We start from the raw sequence: 19,752 nt of genomic DNA on the forward strand, positions 1-19,752 counted from the left end.
GCGGAGTGCCGCTGACGCGGGATCAGCTCCTGCGCCGCCGGGCGGCGGTCTTCAGGCCGGACCTGCGCAGTCGCGCCTGCTCCTGGCCGTCGGGCTCCGGGACGGGCGCCGCGTCCGCGGCGGGTCCGTCCACGACCTTGGCGAGGGCCTCGACGGTCGGGGCCTCGTAGAGGATGTGCGGGGGGAGCTCGGCGTCCTGGAAGGCCCGGCGCAGGGCCGCGAGCAGGGCGATGCCGAGCAGTGAGTTGCCGCCGAGTTCGAAGAAGTTGTCACGGGCGCCGACCCGTTCGAGCTTGAGCATGTCGCCCCAGACCTCCGCCAGCCGCTCCTCGACGGGGCCCGAGGGCTCCCGGTAGGGGGTGAGGAGTTCGGGCCGCGGGTGCCGGTCGGCGGAGCCGGAGCCGCCGCCCGCCGGGGCCATGACGGCCTCGACGGTGAAGCCGGTGCTGTAGCTCACCATCGTCGGCAGGTCCTGCGTGGAGACCACGACCCGCGACTCACCGGAGGCCAGGGCCCGCAGCAGCGAGCGCCAGCCCTCCGCGAAGGTGATGCCGAAGGCTTCCCGGTGCGAGCGGAAGAAGGCCTGCAAGCCCTCGTCGTAGCCCGACAGACCGGAGTCCCAGGCGTTCCAGGTCCACTCGCCCCAGTCGACCGACAGGACCCGGCGGCCGGTGGCCGCCTGCCGTGCCGCGTAGCCGTCGAGGTAGGCGTTGCCCGCGCAGTAGTCGACCTGGCCCGGGCCGCCGCCGGTGGCCGCGGTGATCGAGGAGAACAGCACCAGGAAGTCCAGCGCGGTCTCATCAGCGTGGCCGATTCGCAGTGCTTTGTCCAGGGCCTGTACGCCGGCAACTTTGGGCGCGAGAACGAGCTCGGAGTCGTCGGACTGCTTGAACTGGATCAGACCCGTTCCGGGCACGCCGGCGGTGTGCAGGATGCCGTGCAGGGCGCCGAAACGCTCCTGCGCCAGGTCGATGGCGCGCCGGACGTCGGGCGCGCTCGCCACGTCACCCGTGACGATCTCGACCTCCGCGCCCAGCTCCACGATGCCCAGGACACGGCTCACCCTGGCCCGCAGCGCCTCGTCGGCCGCCTCGGTGCCCGCGGCGATGCCCTCCCACCGCTCACGCGGCGGCAGCCCGCGGCGGCCGAAGAGCACCAGCCGGGCGCCGACCTGCCGTGCGAGGTGTTCCGCCATGCCCAGACCGATGCCGCCCAGACCGCCGGTGATCAGATAGACCCCGCGCTCGCGCAGCACCGCCGCGGCGCTCTCGTCGTCCGCCGCCGGGAGCATGTCGTAACCGCACACCCAGCGCCTGCTGCCGCGCAGGGCGACGGCCGCGTCGGTCCGCGGTCGGCGCAGTTCGGCGGCGACGGCGGCGGCCGGGGTGTCCGGCTCGACGTCGAGCAGCCGGGTGGTGACGTTGGGGTACTCCAGCGGCACCACGAGCGTCGGGCCGATGAGCGTGGCGGCGTCGGGCCGTACCTCCGAACCGTCGAGCACCTGGTGGGCGCCCGCGGTGACCATGTCCAACTGCCAGTCGCCCGAGCCCAGTTCACCGGCCGCACGGGCCAGTGCCACCAGGGTGTGCAGACCGAACGCGATCGACTCGTCGTCGGGCCGCTCCGCGAGCGTCCACAGATGGACCACCCGTTCCAGCGCGAGCCCGCGCTTGCGCAGATCGCGCAGGACCGCCTGGGCGTCGCCCGAGTGGCCCGGCCGTACGGTGTAGCCGGTCGCCGGGTCGGCGCTCCAGCCGCCGCCGGGACGGACCGCGGTCACGGTCGCGCCGTCGGCCGCCGCCGCGCGCACCAACTCGTCGAGCACACCGTCGGCTTCCGACCCGTCGGCGTAGACCAGCCAGCTCGCGGGCTGCGCGCCCGCCGTCGCCGGGGACGCGGTCTGCCGCCACACCGGCTGCCAGACCCACTGCTCCTCCGGCAGCTTCGGGACCCGGTCGATGTCCTCGAAGCTGGCGGGCACACCCGGTGTGCCCGGCGCCGTCGCAGCCGCGGGCGCGGCCGGCTTGGCGCCGATCAGCGGGGTCTGCTCGATCCAGTAGCGCTGCCGCTGGAAGGGGTACGTGGGCAGCGGCACCCTGCCGGGCGCGAAGCCCCGGTGCAGCTCGGCGGTCCGCTCGGCGCGGCCGTGGTAGGCCGCCCAGTCCAGGTCGACACCGGTCAGCCACAGCCGCGACAGGGCCTCGGTCAGGACTCGGTCGGCCGGACGCGGGTCGCTCTGCGCGGGCAGCGTCGCGGTGATCGTCGCCCAGCGCTGCGGAGCGCAGCCCGCGCCGCGCACCATCGTGCCCAGCGACTGTCCGGGACCGATCTCCACCATCGCCAGCTCGGGGTCGGCCAGCAGCGTCTCGACGGCCGCCGCGAACTGCACGGGACGGCACATGTGCTCCGCCCAGTAGGCGGGGTCCCGCACCAGCCGGGCGTCTGCGGTACCGCCGGTGACGTTCGACAGGTACGGCAGCCGCGGCGGGTTGAGCCGGATGTTCTCCGCGACCCACGAGGTCAGCTCGTCCGCGAGCGGGGCGAGCATCCGGGAGTGGAAGGCGTGCGTGGTGCGCAGCCCCCGGCTGGGGACGCCGTCGCGCTCCAGGTCGGCGGCGAGGCCGGCCAGCGCGTCGGCGGGACCGGCGACCACCACGGTCTGCGGGCCGTTGACCGCGGCGATGTCCAGGCCGCGCGCCTGAAGTCCGTAGCGGTCGCGCAGGTCGTCGGGCCCGAGCGGCACCGCGGCCATGGAACCCGTCTCGACCCCGGAGATCAGCCGGGCCCGGTGCACCACCAGCGCCAGCGCGTCCTCCAGCGACAGCACCCCGGCCAGGCAGGCCGCGACGTACTCGCCGAGGCTGTAGCCGAGCATCAGCGACGGCTGCACGCCCCACACCATCAGCGTCGAGGCCAGCGCGTAGTCCACCGCGAACAGCAGCGGCTGGACGATCTCGGTGCGCTCCAGCTCCGCCTCCCGGTCGTCGGCCGCGCCGGTCGCCCGGCCCAGCAGCGCCGCCAGGTCCATGCCGCCGCCGGGACGGTCCCCGGTCAGCAGCCCCATCAGGTCGGTGTCCGGCAGGTGCGCGGCCAACAGGCCCAGGCAGTGGTCGAGTTCGGCGCGGAAGACCGGCTCGTGCCGGTAGAGGTCGCCGACCAGACCCGGATACTGCTCGCCGACCCCGGCGAAGAGGAAGGCGACGGGACGGCCGTGCGCGGTCTCCACCCGCGCCGACAGCGGCGCGTCCTCGTCCGTACCGGCCAGCGAGGCCACGGCCTGCTCACCGCTGGAGACCACGGTGGCGCGGCGGTGCTCGAAGGTCTTGCGGCCGACCTGGAGGGTGTAGGCGACATCGGCGACGCTCGCCCCCGAGGTCGCGGCCAGGTGCTCGGCGAGGTTGCTGACGGCCTGGTCGGCGGCGTCGGAGGTTCGGGCCGAGACCGGCAGGAAGTGGTGCCGCCTGCCGCCCTGCGGGGTGTCGGGGCCGGCCCTGCGGGCCGGCGGCTCTTCGACGACGACGTGCACGTTGGTGCCTCCCATGCCCAGCGAGTTGAGTCCGGCGATCCGCGGCCTGCCGTCCTCGGCCGGCCACTCGGTCAGCCGGGTGTTGACGTAGAAGGGGCTGTCGGCGAAGTCGATCTGCGGGTTGGGGGCGGTGAAGTGCAAGGTCGCGGGGACCATCCGCTCGCGGACGGTGAGGACCGTCTTGATCAGGCCCGCGGTGCCCGAAGCGTGGTTGAGGTGACCGATGTTGGTCTTCACCGCGCCGATCGGGATGCTGCCGGGACCGCCCGCCGTGCCGAACGCCCGGCTCAGCGCGGTGACTTCGATCGGGTCGCCGATCGGGGTGGCCGTGCCGTGCGCCTCGATGTAGCCGAAGTCCTCCGGCCTCACCCGTGCGTCGGCCATCGCGTCCTGCACCACACGGGCCTGCCCGGCGACGCTGGGCGCGGTGTAACCGACCTTCAGGGCACCGTCGTTGTTGATCGCCGAGCCGCGGATGACCGCGTGCACGGTGTCGCCGTCGCGCAGCGCGTCCGAGAGCCGCTTGAGGACCACGACGGTCGCGCCGTCGCCGAACATCGAACCGCTGGCCTGCGCGTCGAAGGTCCGCACATGGCCGTCGTGCGACTCCATGCCGCCCTGCTGGCGGCGGTGGCCGACCCGGTCCGGCACGCTGATGGACACACCGCCCGCCAGCGCCATCTCGCACTCGCCGCCGCGCAGGCTCTGCACCGCCAGGTGCACACCGACCAGCGACGTCGAGCAGAAGGTCTGCACCGCGACGCTCGGTCCGCGCAGGTCGAACAGGTAGGAGACGGATGTGGTCAGCGCGTCCTTGTCGTTGCTCATGATGATCTCGTACGGGCTGATGTCGCCCGCGGCGAGCTGCGAGGTCATCCCGAACAGATACGTGGAGAGGTTGGAGCCGCCGAAGACGCCGATCCGGTCGCGGTACGCCTCGTTGGCGTACCCCGCGTGCTCCAGACCCTCCCAGCAGACCTCAAGGAAGAGCCGCTGCTGCGGGTCGGTGAGCGCCGCCATCCGCGGGCTCATCCCGAAGAATCCGGCGTCGAAGCCGCTGATGTCGTCCAGCACGGCGCGCGCGGGCACGTACTCCGGGTCCTGGACCATGTCCGGGTCGACGCCCGCCTCGATCAGCTCCTCAGGGGTGAAGAAGCGGATCGACTCCACGCCCTCGCACAGATTCCGCCAGAAGCCGGCCACGTCGCCCGCGCCGGGGAAGCGGCCCGCCATGCCGACGATGGCGATCCGCCGGTCGAGTTCGGTGCTCTCCGGTTCGGTGTTCTCGGGGCGCTCGGTGTGCTGGGTGACCGCGCTGACGGCCGGGGTCGCGGCCACGGCCGGACGCGGCGCCGGAGCGGCGACGGGTACGGGCGCGGGGGCGGGCCGGGGCGCGGGGACGACGGTCGCCGCAGGGGTACGGGGCGCCGCCGGGGCGCGGACCGGTGCCGGGCTCGGCCCCCCGGCGGCCTTGGGCTTCTGCTCGTCCAGGACGGCCGCCAGCCGGTGCACGGTCGGCGCCTCGAAGAGCGTGACCGTCGGCACCGTCACACCGAAGCGCGACTTCACGGTGGCCAGCATCTGGAGGGCGAAGAGCGAACTGCCGCCCAGGTCGAAGAAGTTGTCACGGGTGCCGACCGGGTCGACACCGAGGGTGTCGGTCCACAGCGCGCACAGCTCGCGCTCCGTGGCGGTCAGCGGCGCCGTGTACGGCTGCGGCAGGTCGGGCCGCGGGAAGGACGCCACAGGGGACGTGCTCCCGGCGCCCGCCGTGACCGCCTGCGGACGGCTCGGGAGCCGGCCCGCCAGACCGCCGGCCACCACGACCACCGCGGGCAGCGGCTGCGTCACCGCGCGGTCGAGTGCGGTCAGCGACTGCTCGGCGGTCATCGCGTGCGCGGCCATCGAGGCGCCGGTCCTGGCGTCGACCTTGGCCAGCGTCGGCGCCCAGGTGTCCCAGGCGGCCGAGGTCCAGCGGGTCTGCGCGGTGCCGTCGTCCGGGCCCGCCCCGGCGAGCGCGGCCAGCGCGGCGTTGGCCGCCGCGTAGCTGCCGAAGGCCAGTCCGCCCAGGTGCGCGGAGGTCGAGGAGAACAGCAGGCCCCAACGCGGCGCGCGGTCCCCGGCGAGCCCGCCGACGGCGTCGCGCAGCACGCGAGCGCCCTCGTACTTGGCGGCGAAGTGCCGTGCGACGGTGCTCTCCTGGAGCGCGCCCAGCGGCAGGAAGGTGTCCTCCGAGGTGTCGGCCGCCGCGTGCACCAGGCCGTCGAAGCGCTCCGCGCCGAACAGGGCGCGTACGGCGTCGGCGTCGGTGACGTCCAGCGCGGGCGCCTCGACGTCCGCGCCGAGCGCGCGCAGCCGGACGACCGCCTGGCGGCGCGGGTCCGCCGGGTCGGCGGGCAGTCCGGTACGGCTGGCGAGCACGACGCGCCCGGCGCCGCCGCGGATCAGGTGCTCCGCGACCATCAGGCCCACGTCGCCCAGGCCGCCGGTGACGAGGTAGCTCTCGCCGGGCAGGACCACGGGCAGTTCGTCGGTGTGCGCCTTGGGCGCGTCGATCGGGCGGTACCGCGGGGTGAGGCGGCTGCCCGCGCGGAAGGCGGTGAGCACCGGCCCCTCGGCGGCGGCCAGTTCGGCGGCGAGCAGGGCGGCGGAGGCCGCCGTGTCGGCCGCGGGGTCCAGGTCGACGCCGCGGGCGTCGAGGCCCGGGTACTCCTGGCCCGCGACGACCGGCAGGACGGCGACCGCGGCCTGCGCCGGGAGGCTCCGCTCGGCGGCCGTGACGCTCTGGCCGCCGCGGGTGACCACGACGACACCGCCGGTCCCGGCCCGGTCGCCCCACGCCGACACGGCGCGGGAGACGTCGAGGACGGCCCGGGCCGGGTCCGCGTCGGGCCCATCCGCGTCCAGCGCGGACAGCACGACCACGGTCAGCGGCCCGTCGCCGGGCACCTCGGCGGTGTCGGGCGCGTCCGTCGGCCGTACGGTGACGGCCTCGGCGCCCGCGCCGCGCAGCCGCTCGGCCAGCGCGTCGCCGACCCCGGAGGCGTCGGCGTACAGCAGGAACCGGCCGGTGGCCGTACCCGTGCCGCCGTTCGCGTCCGGGCTCCACACCCGGCTCATGACCTGTACGTGCTCCTCGGCGCCGGAGTCGGCGGACTCCGTTGCCGCGGAGGGGAGTTCGGGCTTGGCGGCGGCGGGCGCGTCGATCCAGTAGCGGGAGCGCTGGAAGGGGTATCCGGGCAGCTTCGTGCGCAGGACGTCACGGCCGTGCTGGTAGCCGGACCAGTCGATGTCGACGCCGGTCAGCCACAGGCGGCCCACGGCCTCGGTGAGGACCGTGCCCGCCTCGCGCGGGTCGTCGTCGCCGGACAGCGCGGGGATCAGCAGGTCCGCGTGCCCTTCGGTGAGGGCGCGGTGGGCGCCGAGGGCGCCGTCGCCGATCTCCAGCAGGGCGTGGTTCCCGGACTCCAGCAGCGCGCCGAGCGCGGTGCCGGGGTCGGCGGGCGGGCCCGTGAGGGCCGCGGTCCAGTGCGCGGGGTCGGTGGCCTCGGCCGCCGTCAGCCGGCCGCCGGTCGCGGCGGAGTACAGGACGGTTCCGGGCTCGCCGAAGGTGATGTGGCCCGCCGCCCAGTCGGTCAGCGGCTGTCCCTCGGTCTCCGTGCGGCGGTGCAGCAGCGCGAAGGCGTCCTTGAGGGAGAAGACCCCGGCCAGGCACCCGGCGACGTACTCGCCGACACCGTGCCCGAGGAGGGCGTCCGGCTGGATGCCCCAGGAGCGCAGGAGCGTGCCGAGCGCGTATCCGAAGGCGAAGGCGCGGTGCCCGTGCTGGTCGTGGCCGCTGGTGCGGTCGGGGGAGAGCAGTCCGGCCAGCGGGGCGCCGCCGACGGCCTGGGCGGCGGCGCGGCACTCGTCGAGCGCGGTACGGAACGCCGGTTCCGCGTCGTAGAGTTCGGCCGCCGCGGCGGGGTACGGCTCCGCGGCGCCGGTCAGCAGGAGGGCGACCGGCCGGGAGGCGGTGCCGTCGGCGCGGCCGAGGGCGGACCCGGCGCGCAGCTCGCGCGCCGCGCCGCTCAGCGAGTCCGCGACCAGGGCGCGCCGGTGGCTGAAGAGCCGGCGGCCGCTCTGGAGGGTGTAGGCGACGTCGGAGATGCCCGCGCCGACCGTGGTGTCCGCGTCGTCCATGGTGTCCAGGTGCGCGGCGAGATTGGCGGTGGCCTCGTCGGCGGCGGCCTCGGTGCGGGCGGACCACACCAGCAGTTCGCTGCGGCGGCCCGAGCCGGTGCTGCGGGCGGCGACCGGCGGGGCCTCCTCCAGGATCACGTGGGCGTTGGTGCCGCCGATGCCGAAGGCGCTGACCCCGGCGCGGCGCGGACGGTCGCCGCGCGGCCACGGGTGCCGCTCGGTGAGGACCGTCAACCGCGCGTCGCCGGACTCCAGTTGGGGATTGGGCGCGGTGTAGTTGCGGGTCGCGGGGATCTCGCCGTGGTGCAGCGACAGGGCGGTCTTGATCAGACCGGTCACACCGGCCGCGCGGTCCAGGTGGCCGAGGTTGGTCTTGACCGAACCGATCATGACCTCCTTGCCGTCGAACACCTGCTGGAGCGCGGCGAGTTCGGCGGCGTCGCCGAGCGCGGTGCCGGTGCCGTGCGCCTCGATGTAGTCGATGTCCTCGGGCTCGAGACCGGTCGCGGCGAGCGCCTCGGCGATCACCTCGGCCTGGCCGCTGACACCCGGCGCGGTGAAGCCGACCTTGCGGCCCGCGTCGTTGTTGACGGCCCAGCCGCGGATCACCGCGTACACCTGGTCGCCGTCGGCGAGCGCGTCGACCAGGCGGCGCAGCGCGACCACGCCGACGCCGTTGCCGACCAGGCTGCCCCGGCCGGAGGCGTCGAAGGCGCGGCACTCGCCGTCGGGCGAGCTGATGCCGCCCGGCTGGTAGAGGTAGCCGGTGTCGTCCGGGACCGCGATGGCGGCGCCGCCCGCGAGGGCCAGGTCGCACTCGAAACCGGCCAGGCTGGTGGCCGCGGCGCAGACCGCGACCAGGGACGTCGAGCAGTAGCTCTGGATGCCGTACGCGGGCCCTGACAGGCCCAGCGTGTGGGCGACGCGCAGGGTCAGCGAGTCCTTGTCGTTGGCCAGGCCCACGGTCAGCTCGCCGACGCTGCGGCCGATCCCGGACGGGGCGACGTTACGGGTCAGATAGGTGCTGATCGCGCAGCCCGCGAAGACACCGATCGAGCCGTCGAAGCTCGCCGGGTCGCAGCCCGCGTCCTCCAGCGCGTGCCAACTGTGCTCCAGGAAGAGCCGGTGCTGCGGGTCGAGGATCTGCGCCTCCTTCGGGTTGATCCCGAAGAAGTCGGCGTCGAAGCGGTCGATCCCGTCGATCACCGCGCCCGCCTTCACATACGCGGGGTCGTCGATCAGCTCGTCGGGCACGCCCGCGGCGCGCAGTTGGTCGTCGGTGAAGCGGGTGATGCCCGAGCGGCCGTCGCGGAGCGCCGACCACAGCTCCGTGGCATCGGTGGCGCCGGGGAAGCGCCCGGCGAGGCCGACGATGGCGATGTCCATCGGTGACACCTCGGTGGGTATGCGCGGCATGAATCCGTCCTCCTAGTTCCGGGTGATGGAAGGCTGGGCACCGCGGGCGCGGCGCCGTCTCTCGCCCCGGGCGAGGCCGGAGTCGCGTGCTGTGGTGGTGGCGGTCCCGGCGGGACCGCCGTCGAGCGCCGCCGCGAAGGCGGCGACGGTCGGGTGCTCGAACAGGACGGCCGGGGCGATCCTGCGGTCGAGCCGCTTCTCGATGTCGGCGACCATGGACATCCCGACCAGGGAGTTGCCGCCCAGGTCGAAGAACGGGTCGTGGACGCCGATGCCGTCGATGCCGAGGTGCCGGCCCCAGCTGTCGGCGATGACCGTCTCCAACTCGGTGCGCGGGGCCGCGTATTCGGTACGCAGCAACGGCCGGGGGAAGCGCGGCCGTTCGCTGTCGGCGGGGGCGCCGGCCGCGACGAGCGCGGCCAGGTCGGTCAGCGCCGCCCACTCGCGCAGCCCCTCGGCCATCGGCATCCGCACCGCCAGCAGGCTGCCGCGGGCGGCGCCCGCCAGCCTGCCCAGCAGCGCGTTGCCGCCGGACTCGGAGAAGCCGTAGCGGGCGCGGTGCTCGCGGACCCGGTCGGCCAGCGCGCCGCCGGACGCCTCGGCCTGCCAGTCGTCGTGCTGCCACGGGCCCCAGGCCACGCTCAGCACCTTGGTGGTGGCCGCGGCGGCGTCGGCCAGCGCCGCGCCGTACGCGTCCAGGACGGTGTTGGCGGCGCTGTAGTCGCCCTCGCCCAGGCCGCCGAAGACGCTGACCGCCGAGGAGTACAGGACCAGCAGCTCCGGCCGGTCGGCCTCCGGGGTGCCGGGGCCGACGAGTTCGGCGAGCGGGCCCATGGCGAGCACCTTCGGCGCGAGCACCGTACGGGCCGTGCCGGGCGTCAGGCGGACGGCCATGCCGCCCGCGGGGACGCCCGCCGCGTGCAGGACGCCGGTCAGCGTTCCGAACCGCTCCCGGCAGTCGCGCAGCGCGCGCCGCAGGTCCTCCGGTACGCCGACGTCGGCGGTGAGCAGCAGCACCTCGGCGCCTGACGCCTCCAACGCGGCGATGTCGCGCAGGCTTTGGGCGGCCCGCCCCTCGGGGTCGGCGGCAGCCGCGGCGTTCAGATCGGTCCTGCCGACCAGGGCCAGCCGCCGGGCCCCGGAGCGTACGAGTTCCCGTGCGAGCCCGAGGCCGAGACCGCGGGTGCCGCCGGTGACCAGATACGCGCCGTCGGGGCGTACGGGGAAGCCGGTCGCGCCGTCGGCCGCGGGGAGCGGCACCAGCCGCCAGTCCTTGAGCAGGCGGCGTCCCGCGCGCCAGGCGATCAGCGCGGGGGTGGCGGCCGGGTCGTCGTGCTGCCAGGCGCGGTGGCCGATCTCCTCCGCGAGGTGGGCGGCGCAGGTATCAGCGGGCGCCGACGGGTCCAGGTCGACGCCGCGCCAGGCCGTACCCGGCTGCTCGGCGTGGGCGATCCGCGCGAAGCCGTGGGCCAGCGCCCGGTCGGGGGCCGTGCAGTCGCCGCCGTGCACCTGGGCGGCGCCCGCGGTCACGGTCAGCAGCTTCACGCCGCGTTCGGCCGCCGCCGAGGCGAGCGACTGGACGGTGAGCAGCAGGCTGTCGAAGCCCAGCCGGACCGCCCTGACCAGCTCGGCGTCCTCGGCGAACAGCGGGGTGCGGGCCGGGTCGCGCAGGCTCCACAGGTGGGCGACGCGCAGCGGTCCCGCGGTCCCGGCCAGCGCTTCCGCGACGACCCTGCGGTAGTGCTCGGGGTCGGCGGGGTCGATGACGACCCGCCGTCCGTCGCGCCGCCAGGCGCCGCCGGGCATGACCTCGGTGACGGGTGCGCCGCAGGCCGCGGCCAGCTCGGCCAGCCGGGTCCCGACACCGTCGCCGTCGGCGAACACCACCAGGGGCGCGGCCGGTTCCACGGCGGTCGGCGCGGGCAGGGTGACGTCCTGCTGCCACGCGGGGGCGTAGCAGAAGTCGTCGGGCTGCACGGCGCCGCCCGTGGAGCCGGCGCCGGTCGCGGCGGCCGTCCCCGTGCCCGTGCGCGGCCAGTAGCGGGTCCGCTGGAAGGGGTAGGCGGGCAGTTCCGTGAGCGTGCCGGGGCGTGCGCCGCGCAGCGACGTCCAGTCGAGGTCGGCGCCCAGCTCCCAGAGCCGGCCGAAGGTCTCCAGCAGCCGGGAGCGGCCGTCGGTGGGGCCGCCCGCCGCCCACTGCGCGGGGACGGTGCCGAGCACGGTGGGGTTGGCGCCGCTGCGGTCGTTCTGCCGGAGCAGGCCGCCCAGGGTCTGGCCGGGGCCCAGCTCCACATAGCCGTCCACGCCCAGATCCGCGCAGGCCGCCAGACCGTCGGCGAACCGCACCGGGCTGGTCAGGTGGTCGGCCCAGTAGCCGGGGTCGGTGGCCTGCTCGGCGGTCAGCGGCGCGCCGGTGACGTTGGAGACGACCGGGATGCGCGGCTCGTGCCGGGGCACCGCGGCCACGGCCTTGGCCAGCTCCGCGCGGGCCGGGGCGAGCAGCGCCGAGTGGAAGGGGTGCGCGGAGCGCAACTGCCGTGCCGCCAGGCCCTGTTCGGCGAGGTGGGCGGCGGCGGTCGCCACGGCGTCCGGCGCTCCGCTGACCACGGTCATGGCCGGGCCGTTGACAGCGGCGATGTCCACCGCCGCGCCGCACGCGGCCAGTTCGGCGCGCACCCGGTCGGCGTCGGCGGCGACCGCCAGCATCCGGCCCTCGGGCGCCGCCTCGATCAGCCGGGCGCGCCGCGCCACCAGCCACAGGGCGTCGGGCAGTTCGAAGACACCGGCCAGGGTCGCGGCCACGTACTCGCCGAGGCTGTAGCCGATCAGCAGGTCGGGCGTGACGCCGTGCGTGGCCAGCAGCCTGGCCAGCGCGTACTCGACGGTGAACAGCGACAGGTGCGCGATCTCCGCGTGGCTGTCCGGGTCGTCCGCCAGGTCAGCCCCGCTGCCGGGCCTGGCCAGAAAGCCCGCCCCCGCGTCGGCCGGCGCCTGCGCGGGCTCACCGAGCAGCGTGTCCCGCAGGTCGATGCCGCAGCGCTCCTCGGCGACGGCCAGGCACGTCTCGACGGCCTCGGCGAACGCCGGTTCCGTACGGTGCAGATCGCGCGCCATGCCCCGGTAGTGGTCGCCCGTGCCCGGCAGCAGATACGCCAGCTTGGGGCGGCCCTTGACCGTACGGACCCCGGTGGCCCGCGCCGCGGTCGCCAGCGCGGCGGCAGCGTCCTCGGGGTCGGCGGCCACCACCGCGCGCCTGAACTCCAGCGCCGCGCGGCCGCTTTGCAGCGTGTACGCCAGGTCGTCGAGGCCGGTGCGTCCGGCGACCGAGGCCAGCGCGTCCAGCCGCGCCGTCAGCGCGCCGTCGTCGGCGGCGGAGACGGGCAGCAGTTCGGCCCTGCCGGGTGCCGGGGCGGCTTCGACGGAACCTTCGGCGGTGCCGTCGGCCGAGGTGCCTCCCGTGGTGGCGAGACCGGCGCGGACCGGGCCGCCGACGCCCGCCGCCGTGCCCGTCCCGGCCGCCGCGGGCGACGGCGCCGCCAGGACGACATGGGCGTTGGTGCCGCACCAGCCGAAGGAGCTGACGCCCACGAGCTGCGGCGACGCCTCGTCGGTCGGGAGGGGGCGGGACTCGGAGGCCGGGCGGACGGCGCCCGCGGCGAGGGCGGTCTCCGAGGGCTCGGTCATGTTCAGATTCGGCGGCACCGTGCGGTGCTTGACGGCCAGGACGGCCTTGATGAGACCGGCCATCCCGGCCGCGGCCTGGGTGTGGCCGATGTTGGTCTTCACCGCGCCCACGTGCAGCGGCCGTTCCTCGCTGCGGCGCCCGAACACATCGGTGAGCGCGCCCAGTTCGATGGCGTCGCCGAGCTTGGTGCCGGAGCCGTGCGCCTCGACGTACGCGATGTCGTCGGGGGTCGCCCCGGCAGCGGACACCGCGCGGCGGATGACGTCGGCCTGGGCGCTGCGGCTGGGCGCGGTCAGGCCGTTGCTGCGGCCGTCCTGGTTGACGGCCGTGCCGCGGATGACCGCGTGCACCCGGTGGCCGCGCCGTACCGCGTCGGAGAGCCGCTCCAGGACGACCACCCCGGCGCCCTCGCCCAGCACATAGCCGTCGGCGCGGGCGTCGAAGGTCTTGCACAGGCCGTCGGGGGACAGCATCGAGGTGGAGCAGGCGTTGACGTACATGTCGGTGTGCATCAGCAGGAAGGCGCCGCCCGCCACCGCGAGGTCGCACTCGCCGCGGCGCAGCGCCGTACCGGCGAGGTGGACGGCCACCAGCGAGGACGAGCAGGCGGTGTCCAGGGTCAGCGCGGGGCCGCGCAGGTCGTAGTGGTACGCGAGCCGGCCCGCGACGACGCTGGCGGAACCGCCCTGGCCGCCGTACGGGTCGTGCAGCACGCCCAGACCTTCCTCGGCCTGCTCCAGGCGCAGGTACTGGAGGACGTCGGAGAAGCCGATCATCACTCCGGTACGGCTGCCCGCCAGGCTCGGCGGCGGCGTACCGGAGTCCTCCAGCGCCTCCCAGGTCAGCTCCATGAGCAGCCGCTGCTGCGGGTCCATCCGCAGCGCCTCCTGCGGGGAGCTGCCGAAGAACCGGGCGTCCCAGCCCGCCACGTCGTCGAGGAAGGCGCCGCGGGTGGTGTAGACCCCGTCGTTCTCGACGTGCGGGGCGAGGTCGAACCGGCCGCCCGGCACCTCGTCGAGGACCGCGGACCTGCCCTGGTCGAGCAGGTCCCAGTAGGCGTCGACGGAACCGGCGCCGGGGAAGCGGCACGACATGCCGACGACTGCGATCGGCTCGTGCGTCTGTGCCTGGGCCTCGGCCAGCTTGCGCCTGGCGTCACCCAGGTCGACCGTGGCCTTCTTCAGGTATTCGCGGAGTCTGTCCTCGCCTGCCATCTTCCTGCCCTCTGCCGATTCGTGGTGTGGTGACGGACTGCCCGGTGCCGGGAGCCGGTGGTGCCGGTGATGTGCGCCGGCGATGTGCCGGGGGAGTGCCGGTGGGAGTGCCGGGGAGTCGCTGTACCTCGGTGGCCGGGCCGTGCGCCCGGCGCGGGATTACGCCTGGGCGTCGATGAAGGCGAAGATCTCCTCGTCGGAGGCCTCGTCGAGCACCGCGGTGGGGGAGTCCATCGGGACTCCGAGTCGGTTGAGGGCGTCCTGCAGGGCCACGACCATGCGGTCCCGCAGCGCGGGTGCGGACGAGCTGAGTTCGCCGGTGATCCGGGCGAGGGCTTCTTCCATGGTGGTCACGTCATCCTTCGGGGCCGGGACCAGCGCGATGGCCAGGTGCTCCGCCAGGGCGCCGATGGTCGGGTGATCGAAGACGAGCGTCGGGGCCAGGTCGAGACCGGAGTCCGTCTGGAGCCGATTGCGCAGTTCGACCGCCGTCAGCGAGTCGAATCCGAGGTCGATGAAGGGCAGGTCGGGGTCGAGCGCTTCGGGCGCTCCATGGGCCAGTACCGCGGCCACGTGGTGGCGTACGGCGGTGTCGACCGCGGACTTCGCGGCGTCACCGGTGAGTCCTTCGAGCTTCTTGGCCAGGCCGCCCGCGGCGTTGGCGCCGGACTGCCGGGCGCCGCCGCCTTCCGCGGTCCGCCGCCCCGCGCGGACCAGGCCGCGCAGGATCTGCGGAATCCGCTCGCCGCTGTCCTGCGCGCCGCGCAGGCCGCTCAGGCTCCAGCGGGAGGCCACGACCGCGGCCTCGACGTCGGGGTCGGTCAGCACCGTGTCCAGCAGCCCGAGGCCCTGCCGCTCGTCGAGCGGCGCGACCCCGATCCTGGCCAGCCGCGCCTCGTCGGCCGCGGTCAGCGTCGAGCCCATGCCCGCCGTCGACCACAGTCCCCAGGCCACCGAGACCGCGGGCAGACCCGCCGCCCGGCGGTGGACGGCCAGCGCGTCCAGGAAGGTGTTGGCGGCTCCGTACGTGGTCTGCCCGGCGTTGCCGAGCACGCCCGCGACGGAGGAGAACAGGACGAAGGCGGCCAGCGGCAGGTCCGCGGTCAGCTCGTGCAGCAGCCAGGCCGCGTCCGCCTTCGGCCGCAGCACGTCCGCCAGGCGCTGCGGCGACTGGCCCGCGAGCAGGCCGTCGTCCAGGACACCGGCCGCGTGCAGCACACCGGTCAGCGGGTGCTCCGGCGGCACCGAGGCCAGCAGCGCCGACAGCTCGCCGCGGTCGGCGGCGTCGCACGCCTCGATCCGTACGGTGGCGCCGGGTCCGGCGGCCTCGGTCAGCTCGTCGGCCAGCTCCCGCGCCCCGGGGGCCGCGAGACCGCGCCGCGAGGTCAGCAGCAGGTGCCGTACGCCGAAGCGTTCGACCAGCCGCCGGGCGACCAGCGCGCCGAGCGCCCCGGTGCCGCCGGTGACCAGGACCGTGCCGTCGCCGAAGGCCGGCTCGACGGCGGGTGCGGGCACCCGGCGGGCGACCCGCGGCAGCAGCGTACGGCCGTCCTCCAGCAGCACCTGCGGCTCGTCGGCCTCGGCCGCGGCGGCGAGCAGCGCCACCGCCCTGCCGGGACCCGCGAGGGCCGCGCTGATGCCGCCGCGGGCGCCCACCAGCAGGAACCGGCCGGGGTGTTCGGCCTGCGCCGCCCGCACCAGGCCCCAAACCCCCGCCGTGCGGAGCGAGTCGGGGTCGGTGGCGATCACCAGCCGGGAGGCGGCGAAGGCCGCGTCGTCGGCCCACCGCTGGAGCAGGCCGAGCACCTGCCCGGTCAACTCGCTGACGCTCTGCGGGAGTTCGGCGCCCTCGGCGGTGTCCAGTGCCTCGGTGTCGAGCAGGACGTAGTCGGGCCGGACGCCGGACGCGGCGAGCGCGTCGGGGCCGGTGTGGAAGGGGAGCGCGGCGACCGGGGTGCCCAGCGCGGCCCAACTGCCGGGGCTCACCGCGGGAAGCGTCGTCTCGGTCCACTCCAGGCCGTAGTAGCCCTCGGGCGAGGCCGCGCTTCCGGCGAGCGCCCGCATGGCCGCGGCCGGCACCGCCCTGACCCGCATGTCGCGGGCGTCCAGGACCAGTCCGCCGTTCTCGTCCGCCGCGGTCAGCGACAACTGGTCGGCGCCCTCGGTCACGATCCTGACCCGCAGGGCGGACGCGCCGACCGCGGTCAGCCGCACCCCGCGGAAGACGAACGGCAGCCGCAGCTCGTCCCCTTCGCCCTCGGCGGCGTACGGGTGGAAGGCCGAGTCGAGCAGCACCGGGTGGAGCCCGAAGCCGTCGTTCTCCGCGCCCTCGGGCACCTCGACCTCGGCGAACAGCTCACCGTCGGTGCGCCAGGCGCCGCGCAGCCCGCGGAAGGCCGGGCCGTAGCCGTAGCCGCGCTCCGTCAGCCGCTCGTAGACCGCGTCCAGGTCGACCGGTGCGGCCCCCTGCGGCGGCCACGTGGCGGCCCACGCGCAGCCGTCGGGCTCCGCGGGTCCCGCGGCCAGGCTGCCCGACGCGTGCCGGGTCCAGCTCTCCTCGCCGCCGCGCCGGGCGTGCACCCCGACGGAGCCGTCGCCGCCGATGGCGACCTGGAGGTCGAGCGACCCGGTCACCGGCAGCGGCATCGGCGCCTCGAACGTCAGCTCCTCGACCCGGTCGTAACCGGCCTGCGCCGCCGCCTCGACGACCATGTCGAGCAGGGCGGTGCCGGGCACGATCGCCGCGCCGCCCACGGAGTGGTCGGCCAGCCAGGGAAGGTCGTCCGCGGTCAGCCTGCCGGTGGCGACCAGTCCGCCGTCGGCGACGGCGACCGCCGCGCCCAGCAGCGGGTGCCGCAGCTCGGTCAGGCCGAGCGCGTCGGCGTCGCCGCGCGGCGGGGTCCGCAGCAGCCAGTAGCGCGTGTGGTCGAAGGCGTACGTGGGCAGTTCGACGGGCTGTCCGCCGGGCGCCGCGGCGCTCCAGTCGGCGGACGCGCCGGCCGCGTACGCCTCGGCGAGCGCGGTCAGCAGCCCCTCGGGCTCGGCCAGCGTGCGCCGGGACACGGCGGTCACCACGGCCTTGGCGTCCGGCAGGCAGGCGCGGACCATTCCGGAGAGCACCGGGCGCGGCCCGATCTCCAGATAGACGTCCGTGCCCGCCGTGTCCAGCCGCGCGGTCATGTCGGCGAAGCCCACGGCCTGGCGGACCTGGTCGGTCCAGTAGCCGGGGTCGGTCCAGCTCCGGTCGGCGCCGAGGTTGACGGCGGTGTCCAGCGTCGGCTGACGGAAGGTCAGCGCGGCCAGTTCGGCGCCGAAGGCGTCGAGCATCGGCTCCATCAGCGGCGAGTGGAAGGCGTGGCTGACGGTGAGGCGCTTGGTGCGGCGGCCCTGCTCCGCCCAGTGGGCGGCGACGGCGGCGCAGGTCTCCTCGTCACCGGAGACCACCACGTCCGCGGGGCTGTTGACGGCGGCGACCTGCGCCAGGCTCTCCTTGCCCGCCAGCGTGACGGCGACTTCCCGCGCCGTGGCGGAGATCGCGAACATCGCGCCGCCGGAGGGGAGTTGCTGCATCAGCCGGGCGCGGGCGGTGATCATCCGGGCCGCGTCGGCCAGGTCCCAGACACCGGCCACATGGGCGGCGGCGATCTCGCCGACGCTGTGCCCGGCGACCTTGTCGGGGACCAGACCGAGCGAGCCGAGCAGCCGGAAGGCGGCGACCTGGTAGGCGAAGAGCGCGGGCTGCGTGTAGTAGGTGCGGTCCAGCTCCGCGGCCTCGGGCGTGCCGGGCTCCGCCCACATCACCTCGCGCAGCGGCCGGTCGAGATACGGGTCGAGCGCGTCGCACACCTCGTCCAGGGCGGCGGCGAAGACGGGGAAGGCGGCGTGCAGTTGACGCCCCATGCCGGGCTGCTGACCGCCCTGTCCGGTGAACAGGAAGACGGTCCTGGCCGTACCGGACGCCACGCCGGTGGTCACCGGGGAGCCGTCCCTGCCCTGCGCGAAACCGTCGAGCCGGTCGAGGAGTTCGGCGCGGTCGCGGCCGACGACGACCGCGCGGTGGTCGAAGCGGGCGCGGGTGGCGGCCAGCGACCAGGCGATGTCCACCGGGCGCAGCGCCGGTTGAGCGGCGACGCGGCGGCCGAGCCGGTCGGCCTGGCCGCGCAGGGCGTCGGCGCTGCGGGCGCTGAGCACCCAGGCGAGCGGGGCCTTGCCGGTGTCGGACGCGATGCCGGACCCGGTGTCGGACGCGGCGCCGGTCCCGGTGTCGGAGCCGGTGTCGGACCCGGTCTCGGAACCCTTCCCGGTCTCCAACTCCGTTGCGGCGGAGGCCGGTCGCGGCTCCTCCAGGATCACGTGCGCGTTGGTGCCGCTGATCCCGAAGGACGAGACGGCGGCCCGGCGCGGCGCGTCCTCGCGCGACTCCCAGGGCTCCTCTTCGGTCAACAGCCTTACGGTGCCCGCCGACCAGTCGACCCGCGAGGTCGGGGTGCCGATGTGCAGGGTGCGCGGCAGCTTGCCGTGCCGCATCGCCTGCATCATCTTGATCATTCCGGCGATGCCCGCGGCGGCCTGCGTGTGCCCGATGTTGGACTTGATCGTGCCGAGCAGCAACGGCCGCTCCGGCGTGTGGTCCTTGCCGTAGGCGGACAGGATCGCGTTGGCCTCGATCGGGTCGCCGAGCGGCGTGGCCGTGCCGTGCGCCTCGACCGCGTCGATGTCACGGGGCGTCAGGCGGGCGTCGGCCAGCGCCTGGGCGATCACCCGCTCCTGCGCCTTGCCGTTGGGCGCGGTCTGCCCGTTGCTCGCGCCGTCCTGGTTGACGGCCGTGCCGCGGATCACGCCGTAGATCGGGCGGCCGTTGCGCTGAGCGTCCGAGAGGCGCTCCAGCAGCAGGACACCGCAGCCCTCGCCCCACACCGTGCCGTCGGCGTCGGCGGAGAACGGCTTGCAGCGCCCGTCGGGGGCCAGGCCGCGCTGCCGCGAGAACTCCGCGAACATGTCGGGCTCCGCCATGACGGTCACCCCGCCCGCCACCGCGAGCGTGCACTCGCCGCTGCGCAGGGAGCGTACGGCCTGGTGGACCGCGACCAGCGAGGACGAGCAGGCGGTGTCGAGGGTCACCGAGGGACCTTCGAGACCGAAGCTGTAGGAGACCCGGCCCGACAGCATGCTCGGGGTGCTGGCGACCAGGAGGGTGCCGTCGACGTCCTCGGGAACGGCGCCGAGGAAACGCGCCGAGTAGAACTCGTACATCATCCCGGCCCACACGCCCGTGCTGCTGCCGCGCAGCGTCGCCGGGTCGATGCCGGCCCGCTCGAAGGACTCCCAGGCCGCTTCGAGGAAGAGCCGGTGGTGCGGGTCGGTGCTCACCGCGTGACGGGGGCTGATCCGGAAGAAGGGGGCGTCGAAGTCGCCCGCGTCGTGCACGAAGGCGCCGCGCCGGGTGTAGCTGGTGCCGGGGGTGTCGGGGTCCGGGTCGTACAGCTTCTCCAGGTCCCAGCCGCGGTCGGTCGGGAACGGGCTGGTCGCGTCGGTGCCGGAGTCCACCAGCTCCCACAGGTCGTCAGGTGCCTCGACCCCGCCGGGGTAGCGGCAGCCGATGCCGACCACGGCCACCGCCTCGTGCTCGCGGTCATCGGCCTCGCTCAGCTTGCGCCGGGCGTCGGTCAGGTCGCCGACCACCTTCTTCAGATATTCGCGAAGCCGCTCTTCGCTCGTCATAGCCGTGT

At 75.2% G+C, this 19,752-nt stretch carries 3 protein-coding genes; all 3 read right to left on the reverse strand.

Translation table 11 applies throughout. The annotated features are described in order from the left end of the window. Nucleotides 1–22 precede the first annotated feature (22 nt). Nucleotides 23–9,124 carry a beta-ketoacyl synthase N-terminal-like domain-containing protein gene (locus ACFY9V_RS25540; RefSeq protein ID WP_391163060.1) on the reverse strand — a complete coding sequence of 3,034 codons (9,102 nt, stop codon included), beginning with the start codon at nucleotides 9,122–9,124 and terminating at the stop codon, nucleotides 23–25. Between the two features lie 12 nt (nucleotides 9,125–9,136). Then, nucleotides 9,137–14,023, reverse strand: coding sequence for an SDR family NAD(P)-dependent oxidoreductase (locus ACFY9V_RS25545; protein ID WP_391163061.1), 4,887 nt, complete (start codon nucleotides 14,021–14,023; stop codon nucleotides 9,137–9,139). A 159-nt stretch (nucleotides 14,024–14,182) separates the two neighbouring features. Then, nucleotides 14,183–19,744 carry a beta-ketoacyl synthase N-terminal-like domain-containing protein gene (locus ACFY9V_RS25550; protein WP_391163062.1) on the reverse strand — a complete coding sequence of 1,854 codons (5,562 nt, stop codon included), beginning with the start codon at nucleotides 19,742–19,744 and terminating at the stop codon, nucleotides 14,183–14,185. Nucleotides 19,745–19,752 lie beyond the last annotated feature (8 nt).

The organism is Streptomyces sp. NPDC008317 (assembly GCF_042955955.1).
GTDB lineage: Bacteria > Actinomycetota > Actinomycetes > Streptomycetales > Streptomycetaceae > Actinacidiphila.